Source organism: Verrucosispora sp. NA02020, from assembly GCF_013364215.1.
Classification (GTDB): domain Bacteria; phylum Actinomycetota; class Actinomycetes; order Mycobacteriales; family Micromonosporaceae; genus Micromonospora.
Map to the genome: position 1 here is coordinate 43,011 of NZ_CP054924.1, position 21,628 is coordinate 64,638.

At 71.8% G+C, this 21,628-nt stretch carries 20 protein-coding genes; 5 read left to right on the plus strand and 15 right to left on the minus strand.

Annotated elements, in window-relative coordinates:
• Window positions 1–108 precede the first annotated feature (108 nt).
• Window positions 109–276, plus strand: a complete 168-nt coding sequence (locus HUT12_RS32375; protein ID WP_176096103.1) for a hypothetical protein — start codon at window positions 109–111, stop codon at window positions 274–276.
• Here the strand turns inward: HUT12_RS32375 and HUT12_RS32380 are convergent.
• From HUT12_RS32380 to HUT12_RS32400, 5 genes are all read right to left on the minus strand, one after another.
• Complete coding sequence (locus HUT12_RS32380) at window positions 269–652, minus strand: DUF4326 domain-containing protein (RefSeq protein ID WP_254877103.1); 384 nt, start codon at window positions 650–652, stop codon at window positions 269–271. The two genes, HUT12_RS32375 and HUT12_RS32380, sit on opposite strands and share 8 nt — an antisense overlap.
• Entirely contained in the window at window positions 649–2,142 is a 1,494-nt protein-coding gene (locus HUT12_RS32385; RefSeq protein ID WP_176096104.1) for a hypothetical protein, read from the minus strand. The genes HUT12_RS32380 and HUT12_RS32385 overlap by 4 nt, the downstream gene beginning before the upstream one ends.
• Entirely contained in the window at window positions 2,142–3,998 is a 1,857-nt protein-coding gene (locus tag HUT12_RS32390; RefSeq protein ID WP_254877104.1) for a hypothetical protein, read from the minus strand. The genes HUT12_RS32385 and HUT12_RS32390 overlap by 1 nt, the downstream gene beginning before the upstream one ends.
• Window positions 3,999–4,108: 110 nt before the next feature.
• Window positions 4,109–4,522, minus strand: a complete 414-nt coding sequence (locus HUT12_RS32395; RefSeq protein WP_176096106.1) for a hypothetical protein — start codon at window positions 4,520–4,522, stop codon at window positions 4,109–4,111.
• A gap of 87 nt (window positions 4,523–4,609) precedes the next feature.
• Complete coding sequence (locus tag HUT12_RS32400) at window positions 4,610–4,939, minus strand: winged helix-turn-helix domain-containing protein (protein ID WP_176096107.1); 330 nt, start codon at window positions 4,937–4,939, stop codon at window positions 4,610–4,612.
• A 200-nt stretch (window positions 4,940–5,139) separates the two neighbouring features.
• Here HUT12_RS32400 and HUT12_RS32405 point away from each other — a divergent pair, with 200 nt between their 5' ends.
• The 4 genes from HUT12_RS32405 to HUT12_RS32420 all read left to right on the plus strand — a co-directional run bounded on the left by HUT12_RS32405 (window position 5,140) and on the right by HUT12_RS32420 (window position 9,115).
• A complete protein-coding gene (locus tag HUT12_RS32405) occupies window positions 5,140–6,582 on the plus strand; it encodes a hypothetical protein (protein ID WP_176096108.1) in 1,443 nt (480 codons plus the stop codon).
• A gap of 62 nt (window positions 6,583–6,644) precedes the next feature.
• Window positions 6,645–7,226 (plus strand): hypothetical protein, encoded by a 582-nt coding sequence (locus HUT12_RS32410; protein WP_176096109.1) that lies wholly within the window; start codon window positions 6,645–6,647, stop codon window positions 7,224–7,226.
• A 228-nt stretch (window positions 7,227–7,454) separates the two neighbouring features.
• Window positions 7,455–8,198 (plus strand): ParA family protein, encoded by a 744-nt coding sequence (locus HUT12_RS32415; RefSeq protein ID WP_176096110.1) that lies wholly within the window; start codon window positions 7,455–7,457, stop codon window positions 8,196–8,198.
• Window positions 8,199–8,200: 2 nt separating this feature from the next.
• Window positions 8,201–9,115, plus strand: coding sequence for a ParB/RepB/Spo0J family partition protein (locus HUT12_RS32420; protein ID WP_176096111.1), 915 nt, complete (start codon window positions 8,201–8,203; stop codon window positions 9,113–9,115).
• Window positions 9,116–9,269: 154 nt separating this feature from the next.
• Here HUT12_RS32420 and HUT12_RS32425 read toward each other — a convergent pair whose 3' ends face one another.
• The 10 genes from HUT12_RS32425 to HUT12_RS32470 form a co-directional block, all read right to left on the minus strand.
• Window positions 9,270–11,273: a hypothetical protein gene (locus HUT12_RS32425; protein WP_254877105.1), complete on the minus strand. Its 2,004-nt coding sequence runs from the start codon at window positions 11,271–11,273 to the stop codon at window positions 9,270–9,272.
• Between the two features lie 451 nt (window positions 11,274–11,724).
• Window positions 11,725–11,979: a hypothetical protein gene (locus HUT12_RS32430; protein ID WP_176096113.1), complete on the minus strand. Its 255-nt coding sequence runs from the start codon at window positions 11,977–11,979 to the stop codon at window positions 11,725–11,727.
• Complete coding sequence (locus HUT12_RS32435) at window positions 11,976–12,383, minus strand: hypothetical protein (protein WP_176096114.1); 408 nt, start codon at window positions 12,381–12,383, stop codon at window positions 11,976–11,978. The genes HUT12_RS32430 and HUT12_RS32435 overlap by 4 nt, the downstream gene beginning before the upstream one ends.
• A gap of 5 nt (window positions 12,384–12,388) precedes the next feature.
• The gene (locus HUT12_RS32440) at window positions 12,389–13,132 is read right to left on the minus strand and encodes a Pycsar system effector family protein (RefSeq protein ID WP_176096115.1); all 744 of its coding nucleotides are present in this window, start codon (window positions 13,130–13,132) and stop codon (window positions 12,389–12,391) included.
• A gap of 85 nt (window positions 13,133–13,217) precedes the next feature.
• Window positions 13,218–15,656 (minus strand): DNA translocase FtsK, encoded by a 2,439-nt coding sequence (locus tag HUT12_RS32445; RefSeq protein WP_176096116.1) that lies wholly within the window; start codon window positions 15,654–15,656, stop codon window positions 13,218–13,220.
• A 108-nt stretch (window positions 15,657–15,764) separates the two neighbouring features.
• Window positions 15,765–17,699, minus strand: a complete 1,935-nt coding sequence (locus HUT12_RS32450) for a type IV secretory system conjugative DNA transfer family protein (RefSeq protein WP_176096117.1) — start codon at window positions 17,697–17,699, stop codon at window positions 15,765–15,767.
• A gap of 88 nt (window positions 17,700–17,787) precedes the next feature.
• Window positions 17,788–19,194 carry a hypothetical protein gene (locus HUT12_RS32455; protein ID WP_176096118.1) on the minus strand — a complete coding sequence of 469 codons (1,407 nt, stop codon included), beginning with the start codon at window positions 19,192–19,194 and terminating at the stop codon, window positions 17,788–17,790.
• Window positions 19,191–19,634, minus strand: coding sequence for a hypothetical protein (locus HUT12_RS32460; protein ID WP_176096119.1), 444 nt, complete (start codon window positions 19,632–19,634; stop codon window positions 19,191–19,193). Before HUT12_RS32460 ends, HUT12_RS32455 begins: the two co-directional genes overlap by 4 nt.
• Before the next feature lie 15 nt (window positions 19,635–19,649).
• Complete coding sequence (locus tag HUT12_RS32465; protein ID WP_176096120.1) at window positions 19,650–19,904, minus strand: hypothetical protein; 255 nt, start codon at window positions 19,902–19,904, stop codon at window positions 19,650–19,652.
• 351 nt (window positions 19,905–20,255) lie between these two features.
• Entirely contained in the window at window positions 20,256–21,617 is a 1,362-nt protein-coding gene (locus tag HUT12_RS32470; RefSeq protein ID WP_254877106.1) for a hypothetical protein, read from the minus strand.
• Between the last annotated feature and the right edge of the window lie 11 nt (window positions 21,618–21,628).

The following is a 21,628-nucleotide window of genomic DNA, read 5'->3' on the forward strand; positions in this document are numbered from 1 at the left end:
CGGAGGTGACGGCGCCATGCTTTGCGACGTCGGTGGCGCGCATCACGCTCACCTGTCCGAACGATCCCGCCAGCGACTGCGCGAGCTGGCCTGTGCCGAGCCGGACGAGTGGGGCTGCTGTTCGCCGTCGACGGCTGGGGCCGCCGATGGACGCTGTACTGCCTCGACCCCGACTACGCGGCCCTGTTCGCGCCGGCCGCGCACACCCTCGACCTGACCGCCGATGTCTTCACCACGAAGTTCCCGTGCTGGAACGGCGGGTGGCTCATCACCTGAGCCGGACCGGCGCACGGTCGCCGAGCACGGCCGCCACGGCGGCCTGCGGCGTCATCCCGGCGGCGACCAGGACCAGCACGTCGCCGTGGCAGGCGAGCACGTCCTGGCGGCACCAGCACGCGACGTCGACGCCGGACAGGTCCCGCCGGGCGGCGGCCACCAGCTCCGGTTGCCGGTCCAGGTCGGCAGCGTACGCGGTGACCGCGCCAGCTTGGTCATGCTCGTGGCCACAGCGCCGGCAGTTCCCGACGCGGTGGGGGTTTGAGTACCGGCTGGCTCGCAGGCAGGGAGTGGCCCGGCCGACGTAGACAGCGCCGGCCGGGACACGCCCGTGGTACAGGTCGCCGAGTACCCGCACCCGTCGCGGTGTGGTCACTGTGGTTTCCCCTCGGCGAGGTCGGTGGCGAGCCGGTCACGCCAGGCCCGCAACTGTCCGGCGCTGACGGTCATCTCCACCGCCGTGGTGCCGTCTCCGATCCCCAGCAGGAAACCGCGCTCGTACTCGAAGTCGGACCAGTCGATGTAGCGGGTGCTGTTCTCCTCCGGCCAGTAGCCGCCGGGCGCCTCAGCGAAGTCGTCGGCGGTGATCGTGGCGGTGAGCGCGTCGTGCAGCTCGCGGAGCTGGGTCGGGTTGAGGTCGAGACTGACCGCGTCCCGGCCGGCACCGATCGCCAGGTTCCGGCCGCCGTCGGCCGTTCGCGTCGACCAGTCCAGGTAGGGAGCGTCGGCGCCCTGGCCCAGGCGCAGCACGCTGCGGGCGTCGTGAGCGAAGGTCCGCAGCCTGTCGGCCAGGTCGCGGGCCTGGACCGGGGTGTGCTGGGCGATGTACGGCTGCCAGTAGTCGCTGTCCGGGCTCTCGTCGCCCTCGACCCCGGTGACCGCGATCCGGGTCGCGCCGTCGTGGTCGACCAGGTCCATCCACAGCGTCCCGGGGTCGCCACCGGCGTAATCGATGGCCGCCGTGGTGACGTGCCGACGGGTCGACGGGCCGGTCGCGGGCTCCTTGTCGCGCAGCAGGGCGAGCAGGTCCCGCACATTCACCGGCAACTCGTCATCGCCGATGGCCACCTTCACCCCGGCCAGCTCGCAGTCCCTGTCGATGAGGTGCTCCAGCCGCTGCGCCGCCCTGCCCCATTTGGTGGGCGTCGGCGGCCGGTGGCCGGCCTCTGCGAGGTCGGCCAGCTCGTCGAGGTGCCGGGCGGCGGTCTCGGCCTCGGCCGGGTCCAGGTGCGGCGGGTGGTACATCCCGGGCTGCGCGTATTCGTCGCCGGTGGGGTGCTCCGCGCCGGTGACCGGGTGCCACGGGTGTGGGGAGGTGCCGACCGCGACGTACCGGCCGCCGTCCCACCGGTCACCGCCGTCGCCGTAGTCCATGAGGGCGAGCGTGGTGGCCGGCCCGGCCGCGCTGGGTACCTGGTCGGTGCCGTGGCAGGTGTCGCCGTCGGCGACGCCGAGCACGTCGCCCACCCCGGCCGGGTCGGACGGCGTGCTGGCCAGCGGGTTGGTGAGGCCGCCGGAGGTGGTCGGGGTGGATCCGTCGCCCATCAGGATCTCCTTGCTCGCCAGGGTGCCGGCGTCGGCGACCGTGTCGGCGACCGCCCCGTCGTGGTTGTTGAAGTCCGTCAGGGCGTTCCGGAGTTGCCCGGTGGCGGTGGCCACCGCCGCTTGGGCGGTGCCGCACGCCCGGCTCGCGTCACGCAGGTGCTCCACCGTCGACGGTTCCATCTCCAGCGTCTCGTACCGGTCTGCGGCGTCGCTGAGCACACCGGCGATCCCGCCGAGCTCGTCGACCCGGTCTCCGGCGGCGGCGATGGCGGCATGGAACGCGGTGCGGATCTCGTCCGGGCCGGTCGCGTCGAGGATCATCAGCACTCCCCGGTCAGGTCGGCGAGGTACTCGACGCCACCGGCGTTGTCGGCGCGGGCGGTCCAGCCGTGGCAGGTCACGCCCGCCTCGGTCAACACACCGGTGGCCCACTGGCACGCCTGGTCGACGTCGTCGACGCCGAGGGCGTCGTGGTCGGCGTGCGGCTTGTCGTCGGCCAGCAGCAGCCACCCGTCGTCGACCGTGTCGCGCAGCAGCCGCCACTGCCCCGCCATGGAAGTGACCAGGGCGGTGTCCCCGGCGTGCACCGCGATGCGGGCTGGCTGGTCAGGCAGTAGGTGCCCATCGGTCCAGCCAGTGACCTCGATCCGGTGCCGGTCGGCGAGCACCTCGACGGCCCACGCCTGGGCGGCGTCGACGTCGGCGGAGTCGGTGAGGTGCTCGGCGTACGCGGCCGGCTCGTCGACCTGTAGGTCGTAGTGCAGCACCCAGCAGCACGCGTCCCCGGCGTCGTAGACCAGCGACCCACGCACCGGAACGTCGGTCTGCCCGCCAGGCTCGGGTTGCCCGGTGTCGGGCTCGGACTCCGGCGGGGCGATGGCGTCGACCCGGGCCTGCTCCCACTCGCTCAGGGTGTAGCCGGCGTCGTCGACGAGTCGGGCCAGCCACGCCGCGTCGGCCGCGTTCCACGACGACCGGTAGGTGGCCCGGACCTGGACCTCCCGGCGGGCCAGGCCGAGAGCGTGCGCGGCGTGCACCCGGGTCGGCCAGTCCGCCCGCCTGATCTCCTCCCACCACCGGTAGTTCGGCAGCGCCGGGTCCGGGCCGACACCAGCGGCGAGCAGCCACTTGTGGGCGAGCTGGGCGCACTCGTTGCCCGGCGCCCACAGCCACGCGTCGACGATGTCCTCCGCGCTGCGCGGCAGCTTCGGCGGCCGGGCGGCCAGGATCGCGGCGGCCTCGGCGCGGGCGGCCATCGACTTGCGGCGTTCCCGCTCGTCGGTGATCCGCTGCTGCTCGGCCGGGGTGCGGTTGTCGGCCGCCTTCGGCTTCACCGTGGAGTAGTAGGTGACCTGTCCCCAGGAGTTGACCTCGGCGACCACGGTGCCGTCCTTGCGGGCCTTCGCGATCGCCTTCGCGCCGTCCAGGCGCAGCTTCCAGTAGCCGTCACCGAACCGCTGCATCGCGCTGTCGATGACCGGCACACCCTCGTCGGCCACCTTCTTACGCGTCGCGTCGACCGTCTCCTGCCGCTCCCGGTCGCGCCGGACCTGGTCGACCAGTTGGGCGGCGCTCCAGTGGTGCCGGCGGTCGTCGCGCAGCCCGTACGCGGCGAGCATCAGCTCCTGGTCGTCGCCAGCAGCGTCGACGAACGCGAGCGCGTCCTTGATTTGCAAGGCCGGCCGGTCCCGCTCGCCCTCCTGGTCCTCGCCCGGTGGGGCCTGCCCGGTCTCCAGCTCGACCAGCATCGACTCGGGCAGGCACAGCAGTTTCAGGCGCTTGGAGACGTGCGACTGTGAGCACCCGACCTTCGCCGCGATCTGCCGCTGGCTTCGGCCGGCGGCTTCCTGCTCGACGAACGCGCGGGCTTCCTCGACCGGGCTCAACGGCGACCGGGCGACGTTCTCTGCGGTCATTACGTCGAGCTGTGCGAGCGGGTCGTCGGCGATCGCGTCCTCACGCACCAGCACGTTCAACAGGGCGTCGGGGTCGTCTCCGTAGACGTGGCCGGCGGCGGTACGGCGGCGGGCGCCGACCAGCACCACCCACTCGGCGTCGCCGAGCTTTCCCGCGTCTGCCGGCCAGGCGGCGGCGACCCGGGCGGCGGGCAGCACCACCGGCGGTTGGATCACCCCCACCTCGCGAATCGACGCCTCCAGATCGGCGAGGTCGCCCATGATTTTTCGGGGGTTGGCCGGGTGAGTGGCCACGCTGGCCAGCCTTACCGACTCGGGTCGCATCGGCGCCACGACCGCAGCCCGTGATTCCGGGGAATCGGCCACGTCGGTCATGCGTTCTCCCCGACGGTCGTGGGCTCACCGTCGCGGACGACGATGCCGGCGACGGTGACCTGGTCGCCGTCGATGAGGACCGGGTACTCCCCCGGCTGGACGGTCGACCAGTCCTCTATGTCGGCCAGGTCCTCGTGCAGGGGGCGGGCTGCCAGACGGGGCCGGCAAGCCAGGGGGTGTTGCAGCGTCCACCGGTCCTCGCCGAGCACTAGGACGTGCTCGTCGCGGCCGAACGCCGGGTCGATCGTGACGACCGCGGCCTCCACCGTGGCGATGGCTCGCCGCGTGCAGGCAAGGCAGGGTGGTGCGGTCAGATCCGGGTGGTCATGGCCGCACAGTGCCAGCACCGCCGCGTTGACGACGTGCTGCGGCACGAAGGCCGAGAACACGGGTAGTAGAGCGTGGGACATGATGGGGGTAGCTCCTTCCAGGGAGTTGGAGCGGGGCGGTCCTGGGCTTTGGTCGGTTTCGGGGCCGCCTCGCATCGTGGTGCGGGTTCAGTCCAGGTGGCTCATGACCCGGGTGAGGGCTGTCTGGGTCTGGGCCAGCGCGACACGCAGCTCGTCCAGGGCCTGCTTCAAGCTGGCCGGGTCACCCGGCGATCCGGGCAACGCGGTGACGAACGTGCCCCGCCCCTGAACCGGATTGAGCAGCCCTTCGTCGGCCAGCATCCGCTGCGCCTGACGGATGGTGTTCAACCCTGGGACCTCGTACTCCTCTTGCAGGTCGCTGATGCCGGGAAGCGTCGTGCCCACGGGCCACTCACCGGCCGCGAGCCTGCGGCGAAGGTCCTCGGCGATCTCCTGGTAACGGGGACTACGTGTCATGACCAAAACCCTAAGACCTCTGAGACCTCATAGGCAATTAAGTAGGTTGATTTTTTCTTGGCGACCTTCATCGTGTCCGGGGTGGCTAGCGTCGGGTCGCTCTGGCACGCTGGCGCGGCAGTGACACAGGGCAATCTCTTCGTAACGGAGGATCATGCGTGGAAGGACCTGCGGGCCGCCGGCGACTCGGCATGGGCGGAGTGGGACGACTGCTGGGTGTACCCCGGCTGACCGTGTGGTGGTGGGTCAAGACCGGAAAGCTGACCTCGACCGGCTTCGACGACGGCCAGATGTGGTGGTCCGAGGATGACGCCTACGAGTGGGCGCTAAGCCAACGCGGGAACCAATGGTCGGGACGAGTGCCGGTCACGGCCTGGCCGTCGATGCCGTTGAACGCCGCCTTCGACACCACAGTGGAGCTGCCTGGCGCCGTCGCGCTGCGCTGGCATACCCGGCAGGGCCCGGTCCACCTGGTGTGGCCGCTGCCCACCAGTCGGCGCGCACCACACCAGCAGTGGGCCGAACAACTCACCCCCCGCCGTGAGGGCGCGGTGGTCGTGGTGTCGGGCGGGCTTTCGCTACGGCACGGACCGGAACTCAAGGGACTGCTACCCGGCCTTCCTGGCCGCACCTACACTCCGACCTGGATCGAACTAGCCGGCGTAGTGGGACAGCCACTGCCATGGTGGCCGCTGCCTCTGCGGGACAAGCAGCTACTGCTGGAGTGGAAGCCGTCAACGGACACGGTTACCGCGATGGCCGTTCCAGCGCTGGACAGCGGCGCGCTGCTCATGATGGCCTCCACCTACGCGGAGACGCACCCCGCCTCCCGGGTTCTGGTCAATCTCGCACGTCTCGCACACGCTCAGGCTGCAGCCTCCGCCGAGCAACTTGTCGAGATGGTTGAAAAGGCCAACCTGCCGGACGGGGTACTGCGGATCGCAGCCCGGCCCCTATCGGTGCCCGAAGCGGAACTGGACCTCGACCCCACTCAGCGTCGCGCCGGCTGGCTCGACCTGCTCGCCCGCTCCGATGATCTCGCCCGCCGCTGTGTCCGCGAGGTCAGCAACTGGGACGCCGGCGCCGACCTCCCCTACAGCAACCCACAACACGTCGAGGGCATTGAAAGTACTTGGGCCTTCAAGTGGACCGAGCGACTCATCCCCACTCAACGCACTGCCGCATTCGAGTTGCTCGCTCGGGCCGGCGAGCCGGGTGACGCCCTGGTCGACCCGGATACCGACGCCCCGGTTTGGAAGAGCAGCGACGGCGATTACACCGCTGCCATGCCCCAACGGTTGCCCGCGACTGCGCCGCTGGCGGAGTTGATCCTTGACGGGCCGGTCTGGATCCGTACCGCAGACGGGAAGATTTACCCCGCTCCACGCGACTCGTACTACGGCATCAGCTGGGGCTACGGCGGATCCGGACCTGGCTCTCTCGCGCTGCTCGTCGACGCGCTACTCGACGACGTCAACGCCCAAGCCCCCGCCGGCATCAACGGCGCACCCGAGGGCCTGGAGGCCTTGCTGTCCCGCAAGCTACCCGACCGCACCGTGCTCACCCGCGCTCAACTGGAAGCCGCCCGCCGCGGTGAGCCGGTCATCATCGCTGTCGACGACGAAGACGAGGACGACGCGTGACTACCGACACCGCCCCGGCCCGGCCGGCATCGATCGAGGACACAGACGCCAGGTGGTCAGCCATGCTCAACGAATGGGCCGGTGATCTGTGGCGCCGCTTTCACCGCGCCCGTGCCAGCGAGGACTGGCCGCCCGAGTGGTTCATCCCGGCAGTCGGCGGCACCGGGGTGCTACTTGTCGCACTCCTGATCTTCGGACTCGTTATGCCTCTGCTCCGCTGGATCGCCCACTTCGCCTGGGACGCGGTAAGGGACGGTTCCAGCTGGCTGCACGACTGGAACCTCACCCGAGTTGTCCTCGACCCGGTCCGTGACTACCTCTCCACCCACTCCGCCGGCCTCCCCGTCAACGCCAGCACCCTCTGGTGGACCTGGTGCGCTGCTGGCGTCGGACTGTTCACCTTCGCTTTCCTCTGGCGTGCCGTCGCCGCTCGCCTCGGCTGGATCCTCTACGGCGCCGCCACCGTGGCAATGGTCTGGGCCGCAACCACCGGCCCGGCCCGCACCACCACCGCTGGCATCGCCGCCCTGTGGTGGATCGTCCTGAGCCTCTTCGCACTTCGCCGGCCCTGGACCCAGCAGCGCGTTACCGTCCACCTACCCGAGCTGCCCTTGCTAGCTCGCATCGTTCAACACCGCGAGTAGCCGCCCCTCGCGCAAACGACAGAGGTCCTCCCCCTGGGTCGAGGCGGCCCCGGTTTTCTCACTGCGTCGGCGGCAGCAGCAGACCGGGTGGGATTAACCGCGGTTAACTGTGGGCGGCCCGGAGCGGTCGACTTCTCCGCAGGTCAGGGTCGGCTTTAGCATGTCGGACATCCGAAGTACCGCGGCCCGCAGACTGGCGGCCCGGGAAGCACACGGAATGGAGCCAACGTGACCCAGGTCCATGTCGTCGCCAACCAGAAGGGCGGCGTAGGCAAGACGACGCTCGCGGTCAATCTCGGGGCGGTGACCTACGACGTTCTGGTCAACCCTGAGCCGATCCTCCAGTCGACCGCTGAGGCTATCGGCGATCCGGCAAGCCCGGTGATGGTGGTGTCTACCGACCCTCAAGCCTCGTCAGTGTGGTGGTCGAGAAGGGTCGAACAGCAGGGTGGGCTGCCCTTCGACTTCGCCCAGGTTGACGACCCGCGGGACCTACGTAAGCTGCGGAACTTGCACTACGAACACATCTTCGTGGACACGCCGGGTTCCCTGGAAGATGAGCGGATCCTGCAGGCAGCGCTTGATGAGTGCGACGACGTGCTGGTGCCGATGGTGCCGGAGCCCCTCTGCTATGACCCGACGACCCGGACGATCGAAGCGGTCATCGCGCCGCGCGGCATCCCCTACCGGGTGGTGGTCAACAGCTGGGATCCGCGTGATGGGTTGCCCGATCTCCAGCAGACCGCGCAGTTCATTCAGCGCAAGGGGTGGCCGATGTGCAACACGGTCATCCGGCGGTACAAGCTTCACTCGCGGGCTTCCGCCGAGGGCCTGGTGGTCACGCAGTACCCCCGCAACCGTGTGGCGATGGAGGCGCGTGAGGACTTCTTCCGCCTGGCACTGGAGATGGGGTACGGCGGGAGTGCGGCCGTACCGTCGCAGGCTGGTTCGCCGAACCTGCAGGAGGTCTGACGATGGCAGGTAAGCGCGTCAACCTGTCAGATCTAGCCACCGAACCGGCGTTGCCCGAGGCGCGCCTGCCAGCATTCGCTGAGGCTGCCCCCCGCACGGCACGGGTGCAACAGATCGCGCCCAACCCCCTCAACACCCGCGATCTTGAGTCCGACCGGGCGAAGATCGAAGGCATCGCGGAGTCGATGCGGACCCATGGCCAACTTCAGCCATGCGCCGTGGTGTCTAGAGAGGCGTTCCTACGCATCTATCCAGAGCACGAGAAGGCGGTCGGGCGCGCTGCTTGGGTTCAGGTGACCGGTGGCAGGCGTCGGGCAGCAGCGCTGCTGGCGAATCTGCCGACACTGGACATCGTCGTCAAGAAAGAGCCGGCCGAGAGTCGCAAGGCGTGGGTCAGCGCGACCGCTGCGGAGAACCTGGACCGGGAGAATCTTGATCCCATCGAGGAAGCCAGAGCCATCCAGCTTCTGGTTAACGAGTGCGGTTCAGGCAAAGCGGCAGCGGAACAGATGTCTCGCACCCCAGCCTGGGTAACTCAGCGACTCAACCTGCTCAAGCTGGCACCGGAGCTGCAAGCGCTGGTGCGAAGCGGCGAAGTTCCACTCCGGGAGGTTCGGGATCTCCACCAGGTTCCGCCTGAGATGCAGCTGGAGGAGTTGAGGCTCCGACGCGCACCGTCACCCAGAGTCGAGGAAGGATTAACCGCGGTTAACTCGGATCCGGCCGAGGCCGCCGCTTCAGCCAACGGCAAGGTCGCACCTCCGCGTAGGTCTGCCGCAGCGTCAGCCATCAAACGCCTTGGTGGCACCCCAGACAAGATTGCGGCCTCCCTCCGGGAGGAGTTGACGGAGGAAGACCTCCGGGCGCTAGTGGATCTACTGCTCACCTCGGACCAGGTTGCGGCTTCTCGTCCGTAGCCTCTTCGCCGGGTAGCTACGGTGGCGGCCCCTTAAACCGCAGAGGTCGCCACCGGCTCTCCCCGCGCGCAACCGCCGGCGGGGAACCTACGCTGCGAGCGGCGACCACGAGGGCGCGGGGCAACAGTTCCTTTCCAGGCGGACGAGGTTGGTTTCAGGGGCGGCGCGAGGCCGCCGGCAGGCCGCTGCCGGGTTGCGCGACCTCGGGCCAGTCGCAGTCGCTGTCAGGCCCTTCGCCGAGCAACGTGGCGCGGTCGGCGCGGCGCAGGTGTCCGGAGGTGTTGGCGCGGATTGCGGCGAGGGCGGCCTCGGCGGCTGGGCTACGCCGGCCGGGTCGAGTGGCGGTCCACTCGCGGTCGTTCAGGTTGGCGCGGACCGCGTCGCGGTGCTCGGCCTGGGCAGCGGCGTTGGCGGCGACCAGGGCCCGCCGGTGTTCGGTGTGGCGGCGGGCAGGGTGCGGCGGCGCGGCCGGGCCGGTCAGCGCGTCTTCGAGCACGGCACGCAGGTACGACAGTGGGCTGTCCGGCTCGGACAGCAGCGGCCGAGACCTGCTGCGGCGCAACCAGGTGTCCAGCGCCTCAGCCGTCCAGTCCGGACCTAGCGTGGCGCCCAGCGTCGCCGCGACCCGGGGCAGGGAAGTGCGACGTAGCCACACCCACCGGCCCTGAACAGCCCGTGCCAGGTCGTACGCCCACGCCGACCACTCAGGACGTGCCCGGCGTGACAGTGACGCGTCACTGTGCCTCTGAGGCGACCTAGGACGCTGTACAGGCGATGGCCCGGCACACGTGCGACCGACCTCCGTCCTTGTCGATGAGCGCGAAGCGCCGTCCTTCCTCCGGCTTGGCCGGCCATCCACCGACGGTGTGGACGCAATCGGCGGTGAGAGCAGCAGACCCCAAGACAAGCTGGAGTAAACACTCATAGCTTGAGTCACCGTGTGGGGGGTGCGGAAATTCGTGGCCTGTTGGCGGGCGTGGTCGCGGGTGGCGGCGACCGCGCGGCGCATCTGCTGGCGGCGGACCTGCTCGTGGTAGTCGACCCAGCCACCGGCGCGGGCGTTGAGGGCGTCGACGTGCTCCTGGGCGGCGGCGAGCAGGGTGCGGGCGTGGTCGAGCAGGTCGGCTAGGACGTCCAGTGCGGCCGGGATGTGCGCGGCCTGGGCGGCCGGGTCACCGTGGTGCAGCGGGGTGATGTCGAAGACGGCACGTGCCTGGGAGCGGCCGGTGGCGCACCGCTCGGCGTAGCTCAGCCGGCGGCCCTGCTCCACCCGCACGCACCAGCCGAGGGCTTCTGCCCGGCGCCAGGCGTCGGTGACCGGCCGGGTGCTGTCGCCGCAGCCGGCCAATTCGGCGGTGACGGCCCGGCCCGGCATCGCCCGGCGGCCGGACCGCCGGTCACTGTCGACGGCCAGCACGCCGCACACCATGCCCAACGCGGACCGGCGGCCACGGCGGCTGGTCCGGGCGGCGGCGTTGCGGGCGAGCAGGTCCGCGAGCAGCCACACCGGACGGCCCCAACTGTCGCCAGCGTGGAACGCGGTCAGCGTCTCCGTGAGCCGGTCAATCCACGCGGTCAGCGCGTCGACGCGCTGCTGGGCCTCGGCCGTCTCGGCGAGCTGCGCGAACCGCGTGGCCACGGCGGCGGCCTCCAGCGCCACGATGTGCTCATGGTCGGCGCGGACCTCGGCCAGCCACGAGTAGCCGCACAACCAGCACGTCGACACCGGGTCCGGTTCGCCGCACGCCGCGCACCCGGTCGACTCGTCGACGTCCAGGCGCTCACGCAGCGCAGCCACCAGCCGGCGCCGGTCCGCGGTGTCCTGCCGGTCGGTCCGGCCGCGCCAGCACGGGATGCACAGCGGGTCCGAACCGGCGCCGTCGCGCGGCAGGCCCTGCCGGTCGACGCCAGCAGTAGCGCAGGCCACGCACGGCGTCTGGACACCGGTCGCGTACGTCGGCCGGCGGCGGCCACCGGCCGGTGCGGCCAGCCGGGCCTGCCCGGTGCTGGTGGTCTCCACCAGCAACCGCTGGTCGACCAGGTGCGCCCGGCATCGCCGAGTGCCCGGCGCGACGAGCGCGATCGTGCCGGTGGCGTAGCAGTCGGGGCAGTACCCGAGGTCCGCAGGCAGCAGCGTCCGCTGCGGTGCGATGGTCATCGCGGCACCGTCATCAGGGCCGCAGGCATGGGGGATGAGGCTGGGCGCGAGCAGGCGTCGCCACGACACGCTGAAAACGTGCCCGGAGACAAAAGTGCACCCAGCCCGGAGGTGGGTGCTATGGTGTCCTCCGAGCTTGTGTGAGCCTCAGACCCTGATCGCGGCCAAACGAATGGGGGTTTGGGGCTCTCTTGCTGTCTGCAGTTAGGGGTTGAGCGCAGGCGCTCCCTCAAGGTCAAGTGAGACGGATGACCCGAGGATCTTACGGGCACTCTCATCGGCGTAGGGGTACCAACACGCGCCGACACGGGCAGTCCTGTGTGGACTACGCCCCAAATTCGGTACATAAGGCAACAAGACGGACGGCCTTGTATCGCAACGGATTTCAGGCACGGACGGGGTGACGGGCGGCCCGGTGTGGCGGGCCGCCCGTGCGCGGTGTGGTGGTCGGTCACGCGGGCAGGTGGATGGTGTCGCAGTGCACGGCGCCGCCGTCGCCGTCGTGGGCGTACAGCTCGCCGTAGCGGTCGTCCGGGCCAGTGACGGCGGTGAGCAACCGCGTGGCTTGGTGGCAGGCGGCCTCGACGTCGGTGGCGGTGAAGTAGGTGACGATCTGCGGGTTGTCGACGGTGGGGTCGGTGACGACGTCCAGGCGGTACTCGTCGGTCGTGCCGGCCACGATCGTCTCGAAGGTGCGGTCGGTCATCGGGCCACCACCTGCGGGTGCAGGGCGTAGCCGACGGTCCACGGGCCGTCGGCGTGCTGCCAGGTCCAGCACAGCCGGCGGCCGGTCAGCCAGGCGCCGGCCCGGCCGGCGAGGTCGCGGTGCCACCGCCGGTCCAGGCTTTCACTGGTGAAGGCGAGCAGGGCGTAGCCGCCGGGCATCCCGGTGTCCGGGTCGCCGGGGTGGCGGGTACCGATCTGGACGGGGAAGGACACGCTGACCTGGGCGGGCACGCCGGGCTCGGGCAGGGAGTGCAGCGTGTGGACCTGCCCGTGGTCGACCAGGTGCCAGCGACCGTCCAGCGGCAGGCCGAGCACGGTGCGGGCGTGGGCGAACAGCTCGTAGGCGTCGACCGGGTCACCGACGACGATCGTGGTGGTCACCATCACGGTCACCACCCGCCGATCGCCAGGGCGGCGGTCAGGGCGGCTCCGGCGTACCCGGCGAGCAGCAGCGGCACCGCCCGAGAGATGCCGACGTACTTGGCGCGTACGGATCGGCTCAGCCACCACAGCTCCCGCGCTTTGGCCAGGGGAGTGATCTGCGCGACCTGGCGGGCGTCACCGGCGACGAGCCGGGTGAGCACACCCTGGGCGTCATCGGCGTCGGCCCAGGCGATGAACCCGAAGTCGCCGCCGAGGCGGGGCCGGGAGGCGAGCAGGAGCAGCACCACGGCGACCAAGACCACCAAGGCGGTGACCGCACTCGCGACCAAGGCGGTGCGGGGCAGGTGGCCGCTGGCTCCGGCGCCACCGAGGACGGCCAGGCCGGCGCCGAGCAGCACCCCGGCCATCTGGAGGTAGCCGCCGGCCTTCGGGTCGATGCGGGCCAGCTCGGCGCGCACGGTGGCGATCTCGACGTCCAGGGCGGCCGTTACGGTGCCCCGGCCGCACGTCGACGCGTGGGCTCCGGCGCGGGCGAGGATCTCCAGCTCCGAGAAGTCGCGGTCGGTGGCGCCGCAGCCGGTGCAGCGGGAGGTGCTGTCGGCGAGGCTGGGGGAGATCTCGACCAGCACTGCGTAGGCACCGGCGGTCGGAATGGTGAAGTGGCGGCGCGGTCCCTGCGGGCCGCGCGGGTCGTAGCTGGCGGCGTACGCCGCGCCGAGGTAGGCCGGGTCACCCGGGTCAGGCACCATGGAGGGTGCTCCTCTCGCTCTTGCGGGTTGGGGGAGTGGCGGGCGGCCCCTGGCTGTGGAAGGCGGTGGGGCCGCCCGCGCGGCGTCAGCGGCGGGTGCCGCTACGCGGGAACTGGAGCACCGTGCCGCCCGTGGTGGCGGTGGTGCGCTCGCCGTGGTCGGCGGCCGGCTGGTCGCCGCTGCGGAGTGCGGCGAGTAGGTCGGGCAGTTCGTCGGCCGTCACGAGGACGTCGCGGGCCTTCGAGCCTTCGGACGGGCCGACCACCCGCAGCTCGTGCAGGGTGTCCATGAGCCGTCCGGCCTTGGCGAAGCCGATGCGCAGCTTGCGTTGCAGCATCGACGTGGACCCGAACTGCGAGGTCACGATCAGCTCGGCGGCCTCGGCCAGCAGCGCCCGGTCGTCGTCGCTGAGGTCGGCGACCACGCCGGTGTCCACCGCCGTGGTGGCCGGCGCGGCCACGTCGACCGGTGCGCTGCTCGGCATGGCCGGGGCGGTGGCGCCGGTCTGGTGGCGCCAGTGCTCGACGACGGCGGTGATCTCGCGCTCGGTGACCCAGGCGCCCTGGATCCGGGTCGGGGTGGACGCGCCCATCGGCAGGAACAGGCCGTCGCCCTGGCCGAGCAGCTTCTCGGCGCCGGGCTGGTCGATGATGACGCGGGAGTCGGTCAGGGAGCTGGTGGCGAACGCGAGCCGGGACGGCACGTTGGCCTTGATCAGCCCGGTCACCACGTCCACGGAGGGGCGTTGGGTGGCCAGGACGAGGTGGATGCCGGCGGCGCGGGCGAGCTGGGTGATCCGCACGACCGAGTCCTCGACGTCGCGGGGGGCGACCATCATCAGGTCGGCCAGCTCGTCGACCACCACGACCAGGTACGGGTACGGGCGTAGTTCCCGCTCGCTGTCGGCCGGGGCGGTGATCGCGCCGGTGCGGACCTTGCGGTTGAACTCGTCGACGTGCCGCACGCCGTGGGTGGCCATGTCGTCGTAGCGCATGTCCATCTCCCGCACGACCCATTCGAGAGCGTCGGCGGCCTTGCGGGCGTTGGTGACGATCGGCGTGACCAGGTGCGGGATGCCGGTGTAGGCGGTCAACTCGACCCGCTTCGGGTCGATCAGCAGCAGCCGCACCTCGTCCGGCGTCGCCCGGGTCAACAGGCTGACGAGCAGCGTGTTCAGGCAGCCGGACTTCCCGGAGCCCGTGGACCCGCCGATCAGCACGTGGGGCATGGTGGCCAGGTTCGCGGTGACCGCCTTGCCGTCGATGTCCTTGCCCAGACCGACCAGCAGCCGGTGCCCGTCGCGGGCGGCCCGGGAGCGGATCACGTCCCCGAGGGTCACCACCTCGCGGTCGGCGTTGGGCACCTCGACCCCGACGGCGCTCTTGCCCGGCACCGGGGACAGCAGCCGCACCTCCGGCTGGCCGACGGTGTAGGCGAAGTTGCGGGCCAGGCCGGTGACCTTCTCGACCTTCACGCCGGGGCCGAGGGTGATCTCGTAGCGGGTGACGGCCGGTCCGCGGTGCGCGTCGGTGACCTTCGCGGCGACCTTGAACTCGTCGAGCACGCCCTGCAACGCGACCCGGCCCGGGTCGCTCGCCCCCGGACGGCGGCGGGGCGGGTCACCGGCGGCGAGCAGGGTCAGCGGCGGCAACTGGTAGCCACCGACCGTCGCCGACGTCGCCGACGCTGACATGGGCGCGGGCGCCGGGCCCGTCTGGGTCGGCGGCGCGGGTACCGGCCGGGCCGATTCCACGGAATCCGCGCGGCTGCGCTGGGTCGGTGCCGGCGCGACCACCGGTGGCGCGCCGGCCGGGTCTTGGTGGACGTCGACGTCGTCGTCCAGGTCGGGCAGGTCGAGGTCGTCCAGGTCGTCGACGTCGGCGGGCGGCTTGCGGCGGCGGGCGGTGACGAGGCTGGTCACCAGGTCGAAGGGGGTGATGCGGGTGGCGGCGGTGAGGCCGGCGGCGATGAGGCCGACCAGCAGCGGCACCGCGCCCCACACGCTCAGCGGGCCGTCCAGGGCGCCGGTGATCCGGCCGAGCAGTCCGCCCAGACCGGGGGCGGCGAGGTCGAGCAGCCCGCCCACGCCGGCGGTGACCAGCACGATGCCGGCGGCCTGGGCGAGGATCCGCACGGTGTGGCGGCCGGCGGGGTGGCGCATGGCCTCTACCGCGAGCCACAGCAGCGGCAGCGGGGCGAGCGGGGCGAGCCCGCCGAACAGGCCGCCGGTGACGGCGGCCGGCACGTCGAGGATCCGGCCGGGCAGGCCGGCGGGGTTGGTCCACTGCGCAGCGGCGACGAGCAGGCCGGTCAGCAGCAGCACCAGACCGGCGGTGTCGTGGCCGGGCTGGTCGACGCCCGGGGTGCGGTGCGGGCTGGGCAGGCGGCGGGCGAGCCGGCCGGTGCCGCGTGCGGTGCCGGTCCAGGCGGCCCGGGTGGCCTCACCGGCGCGGCGGGCCAGCTCGGCACCACGGTCGACCTCGGCCTCGGTCTTGCGCCGGGGGCGGCGGGAGTTGGTGGCCATGGGCGGGGTCTCCTTGTCCGGGCAGGTGGTGCGTGGCAGGTCACGGGTGGGGCTTGGCGGGCCGCCGCGAAGGCCGGACCGCGAGGGGGCCGGCCATCACGGCGGCGGTCAGGCCGAGACGGTCCAGGGCCCGCCGCGCTGGGCGGGGGCGACGATGCGCTCGGCGTCCTTGAGCCGGTTCAGCAGCGCGTAGAGCTGTGCCTGGTTGACCGGGCAGTCCGGCCGGTCCAGCAGGGCCTGCGCCGACGCGGGACCGCGCCGCAGGCAGGCCAGCACCCACTCGGCGCTGGTCTGCGGCGCGCTCTGCTCCACCACCGCGGTGGTGGTCTTGCGGCCGATGCCGAACGCGGCGCGCAGCTTGTCCCCGGTGCTCGCACCGGCCGCTGCCGGCGAGTTGGCGGTGGAGGTGCTCGTCCGGGGGGCCTTGATCGGGGTGTTCGGGTCGATCGGCTCGACGTTCCAGCGGACCGGGACGCGAGGGCTGGCGGCAGCGGCGGCGACCTCGTCCAGGTGGGGGACGCGGCAGAGCATGCCGACGCGGTTGCTGTGCCGCAGGTAGCCCATGCCGGCGGTGCTCTTGCCGTCGATCTCCCGCTCGATCGCGAAGGGATCGCCCACGAAGTCGTCCGGGAGGATCGTGGTGCCGCTGCCCCGGTTGGACAGTCGCAGGACCAGGGCGTTACCGGCGACCAGGGCGTCACGCAGTCGCACCGACCCGCCGAGCGAGCGCATCTGCGGTAGCTGGGTGGCGAGCACGAGACCGGCGCCGGTCTTGCGCATCGTCTCGGCGGCCTGTTCGACCAGCGGCACCAGCGGGGTGTTCGGGATCAGCACGAGCTGGCACTCGTCGACGACGACCATCAGCTTGCCCAGGCCCAGGGCCTTCACCCGAGGGTCGTTCTCGTCGTAGGTGTCGACGCCGGCATCGGCGAGCAGCGCGGAGCGACGCATCACCTCGGCGTGGAAGCGGCGCAGCAGCAGGCTCGTCGCTTCGACACCGGCGTGGTACTCCACCGCGTCCCTCCAGGCCGGCAGCGACTGGCCGTTCTGGGGGTCACCGACGACGACCTGGAAGCCGCCTTCGAGCAGGTTGGCGTTCAGCGCCCCCAGGGCACGGGTCTTGCCGGATCCGGAGGACCCGACGACCAGGCCGCCGAGCACGCCGAAGTTCGGCCGGGAGAGCACCCACTGGCCGGGGGAGCCGTCGGTGAACCGGGCGATCTCGCAGCGCCCGCCCTCGTAGGTGGGGCCGTGCCACGGCACGCCGTCGCCGATGTAGGAACGCTCGACGATGACGACCCGCAGCCAGGCGGTCTTGCCGGTGGAGCGCCACCCGACGGCGCCCTCGTCGAGGTCCAGCGCCACCTCCACGTCGGGCCCGCTCTTGAACAGCGGTCCGGGCTTGGTCTTGGGAGCCAGGCGGATCAGGGCCTCGGTGACACCGGGCCGGGGTTCGGTCGCCTTGACCAGGGTCGTGCCGGCGCACACGCCCTCACCGATCACCTCGGTACGCCAGCGCCGTGACCACTGGTCGGTCAGCGGGTCGACCACCGTCGTTGGCACGCCGGCCGCGACCGGGGCCGGCATGGGCTCGTCCTGCGGCGGCCGGGTACGCAGGTGGTGCCACCACGGCCAGCCGAGCAGCACCCCGAACAGGGTCGGCAGGAAGATCGTGGCGGTGGGGTGGGCGGCCATGGCGGCCGGGCCACCGGCGGCGACCGTGGCCACCGCGACGGTGCCGAGGACCACGGCGATCGCGGCCCGCCACATCCGCACGGCGCGGCTACGGGCCTGCCAGCCGGCCGCCGTGGCGGCGATCGCCAGCGTCAGCAGCGCCACGGTCTGCCACGACAAACCGAGGGGCCCGGCCAGCCACGCCACGGCCAGCTCGGCGGCGATCCAGTACAGGGGCAGCAGCCGCCGCCAGCTACGGCGCACCAGCCAGCTCACCCCGTAGGCGACGGCGGCGAGCAGGGCGGTCAGGACACGGCCGAGCGCGGCCATGCGGTCCGCGCGAACCTCGGAGACGGTCCGGGTCGACATCGCTGGTCTCCTTCAAGACGAAGCTGGCGGGGTTCGGGAGGGGGAGGGCCCCGGGGCGGTGGTCGCCCCGGGGCCCGGGGTGGGTTGGTCAGCCGACCAGGACTTCCTTGTTGGCGACGTTGCCGCCCGTCTCGGTGACGGCGTCGGCGACCTGGCCGTCCTTGGCGTTGAAGTCGGCCAGGGCGGCCTGCAGCTCCTCCTGGGCGGTGTTCAGCGCGGCCTGCGCGGCGGCGAACTGCTCTGCGGCGTCGCGCAGGTGCCCGACGGTGGAAGCCGCCATCTCCAGGGACTCGTACCGGTCGGCGGCCTCGGTCATCACGCCCGCGATCCCGCCGATCGTCTCGGCGTTCTCCCCGGCCGCCTCGGCGGCCTGGGTGAAGGCGGCGCGGATCTCCTCCGGACCAGTGGCTTCGAGGTTCATGTGCAACTCCTTGCTGTCGTTGGTGCTGGTGGTCGAACCGTCCGGCGCCATCGGGACGCCGGTCGGGTGGTGCTGGTCATCCCCGGCAGTAGTGCCGGAGTCCTGGTGGCCGGCGTCCGTCGCCGGCTCGGTCGGGGTGGGGCAGGTGTGCGACGCGGCGTCGAGTTCGGCGACCTCGAAGGAGGCGAGGCCCTCCTTGCGGGCGCCGCACCGGGGGCAGCGCCAGCCGTAGCGGGCCGGATGGCTCGCCGCGATGTCGGCGGCGGTGACGGCCTCCAGGCGTTCGTCTCCCGCTCCGCATTTGAAGCAGTGGCGCGGCATCATCGGGGTCGGTCCGGTGACCTCGCCGCACCGCCCGCAGCGGGTGTAGTGGCCTTCGTGCCTGACCCGTGGACGTGCCGGCGGCTGGTCCACGGTGGTCGCGTTCGCCGCCGGTGCCGCGTCGGCGGGCGGCGGCCCGGCCGGTCGGGCCGGCGGGGCGTCCTGTGCTCCGCCGGGGATCACCCGCAGCGCCGGCCGGCCCGATTCCTCGGTGACGTCGGCGGGAGCGGGGGATTCGGTGGGATCACCGGTGGGCTCGGGTTGGCCGGTGTACTGGTCGGGGTGCTCGGTGCGGGTGTGGTCCCGGCCGGCACCGAGGGCGTTGGCCTCGATCCGGTACGGGCGGCTGTGCCAGCCACACAGGTCGCAGTCGGCGTACCAGCGGCCCTGCTCGTCGACGTCGACCACGACGCCGTCGACGGCCTGGGTGCCACGCTTGCGGGCGGCGGCGCGGCGGCGGCTGGCCCGCGCACGCTCGGTGGCGTCCTCGATCAGCCCGGCGAGGTAGCCGTCCGCCGCGCCGAGCGTGGTGCCTCCCGACCGGCGGTGACCGCCGGCCGGTGGGGTGCCGTCGATGCTGGTGCCGCTGTCGCCGGTCTTGGACTGGCCGCCCTTCTGCTGCGCGGCCTGGTGGCGGGCGCGGGCCTGGCGGCGCGGGGACTGCTTGCCCCGCACCGCGTAGGCGGCGTCCTCCAGCAACAGCACGGCGAACTTCGCCACCGCCAGCCACACAAGGACGTCGAAGAAGATCACTGAGCCACGCTCCGGATCGTCTCGCCGATCCCACCGATGACGACCGGCAGCAGCAACGCGCAGACCAGCGCGGCGTGCGCCAGGTGGCCCCGGCCACCGCCACCGGCCCCGGCCTTACCGAAGGCGCCCTTACCGGCGCTCTTGCCGCCGCCGCCCTTGCGGCGCAGGAAGACGATCACGACGATGGCCAGGCCGAGTCCGATGGCGGTGGGGATGGCCACCGCCACGTCCTTGGTGTCCTGGCCGATCCAGTCGCCGACCGGCTCAGAGATCTTGTCGATGCCGGTGGCGAGCCACTTGTTGACCTGCGTGACGACCACGCCGGCGAGTAGTCCGCCGACCACCAGGCCGGTCACGACCCTCAGGCGGGGAGTGAAGGCGAAGGCGATCGACAGGGCGATGTAGACGATGCCGGCGAGCAGAATCATTGCGCTGGACATGGCAGGTGCCTCCTTTCAGAGGGTTGCGGCGAAGACGGCGGCCACCGCAGCGGCAGCCAGCGATCGGAGAGGGTGAGCCAGGACCCACGAGGCCAGGTGCAGCAGCCCGCGGGGGATGAGCACCAGCACCGCCCAGCACGCCATGGCGATCGCCTGGGCGTCCTCGCCCTCACGAGCACGGGCGGCCTGGTCGACCAGGTCCCGCAGCGGCTCCGGGGAGCCGGTCCACACCGCCGTGACGCTCTCCCAATCCCCCGGAAGGTCACGCATAGTAATTCCGGTGCCGGAGTTGGGGCCGGAAGTGGGCTGGTCAGTCTGTGCGGGTTCGTCCCGATCGGATTCCGGTAGGGGAGGGGCCGGCTGGCCCTCTGGCCTGGGCGGAACGAGGGAAACGACGTCCGCCTCACGCCGGAATGGAACTCGCGGCATGGGTGACGGTCGGTAGCTGTCCTCGGCGGGTTGGGCGCTCACGGGATCACCTCCATCAGGTGCGGGTAGTGCGGTTTCGCGGTCGGTTCATCGGGTTCTTCCTCCTGCCGAGGGGTGGGGCCACGGCACTCGACCCGACGTCGGCGGCGGATCGAGCACCGTGGTCTCATCTCCCGGGCGCCGGAAACGGCGTCAGGCGACGCGGCCGGCGGTGAGTTCGAGGACTTGGCCGACGATTTCCGCCGGCACGGCGTTGAGGACCTTGCGGATAGTGCGGTCGGAAATTCCGGTGAGCCCGGCCAGTTCGGCTTGGGTCGCGTCCGGGTTTTCCGCTCGGGCGATGAGGATCGCGGCGACCTTTTCCGGCTTCACCGTTTCCACCTCGGGCAGGTCGGCCGGCAACTCTGCCGGAACAGCGGCCAGGGTTTTCCGGGCGGCCGGGCGCAAGATTTCCGGCTGCCGGCCCCCGCTGATTTCCGCCTTCTCCTGAGCGCGGGCGAGGGCTCGGCGGGTGCGCTCCAACTCGTTGACGAGGCCGGTGCCGGCGTCCTTGACCGCCTGGGCCTCCTGCTCGGCGTGGACCCGGGCGGCGGCCTGACGCTCGGCGAAGCGCTGCGACTCGTCGAGCTGCGCCCGCACCACCCGGACCTCTTCGTCCAGTTTTGCGGCCTGCTCCTGGGCGGCACGGGCGTCGACGCGAGCCTCGGCCAGGGCGTCCTGATGGTCGCGTTCGGCCTGCTCAGCGGCGTCGGTGAGCACCCGAACCTGTTCGGCGGCGGTCCGCTCGGCGATGACTCGGGCGGCACCGGCACGGTCTGCGGCGTCGCGGGCCTCGGCGAGCCGGCCTTCGGCCAGCCGCGCCGCCTGCGTCTCGGTGGACGCCTGCTGCTGCGCCAGTCGGGCGGCCTCACGGGCCTCGGCGACGGCCCGTACGTGCTCGGCGATTTCCGCCTCCGTGGCCGCCTCGATTTCCGCCCGCGTTTCCGCCTCGGCCTGCGCCCGCCTTTCCGACTCGGCCGCACGGGTTTCCGCCTTGGCGCGGGCAGCGGCTTCCGCCTCGGCCCGAGCCTTTTCCGTCCGCGCCGCCGCCTCGGCTTCCGCCTGCGCCCGACGCGCGGCGGCGGTTTCCGCCCGCGCCTGCTGGAGTTCTTCCGCCCGCTGGGCCGCCTGCGCCGCCGCCGCGATTTCCTCCGCCGTGCGGCCGGTGAGCATCTTGACCCGGACCACCACGATCGGCGCGATACACGCGACCGCCACGACCAGGCCCCACGGCACCTCCTCGCCAGCCTTGGTGTCGATGTAGACCGGCAGAAGGTGCACCGCGATCTGGCAGAAGATCATCAGCAGCATGCCGACGACCATGTCCTTCCACCGCTTACGGCTGAACGCCGTGATCACGTAGACGTCCAACATCACCGGGAACATCCACGCGATCCACGGGCTGAAATGCGCGGCCACCGCCAGGTCGAACTCGCCCTTGGCCGTGAGGATCACCGCAGCCGCCATCGCGATCCACGGACCCCACGCGATGTCGGTGGCCTTCTTCTCGCTCACTGAGGCCTCCG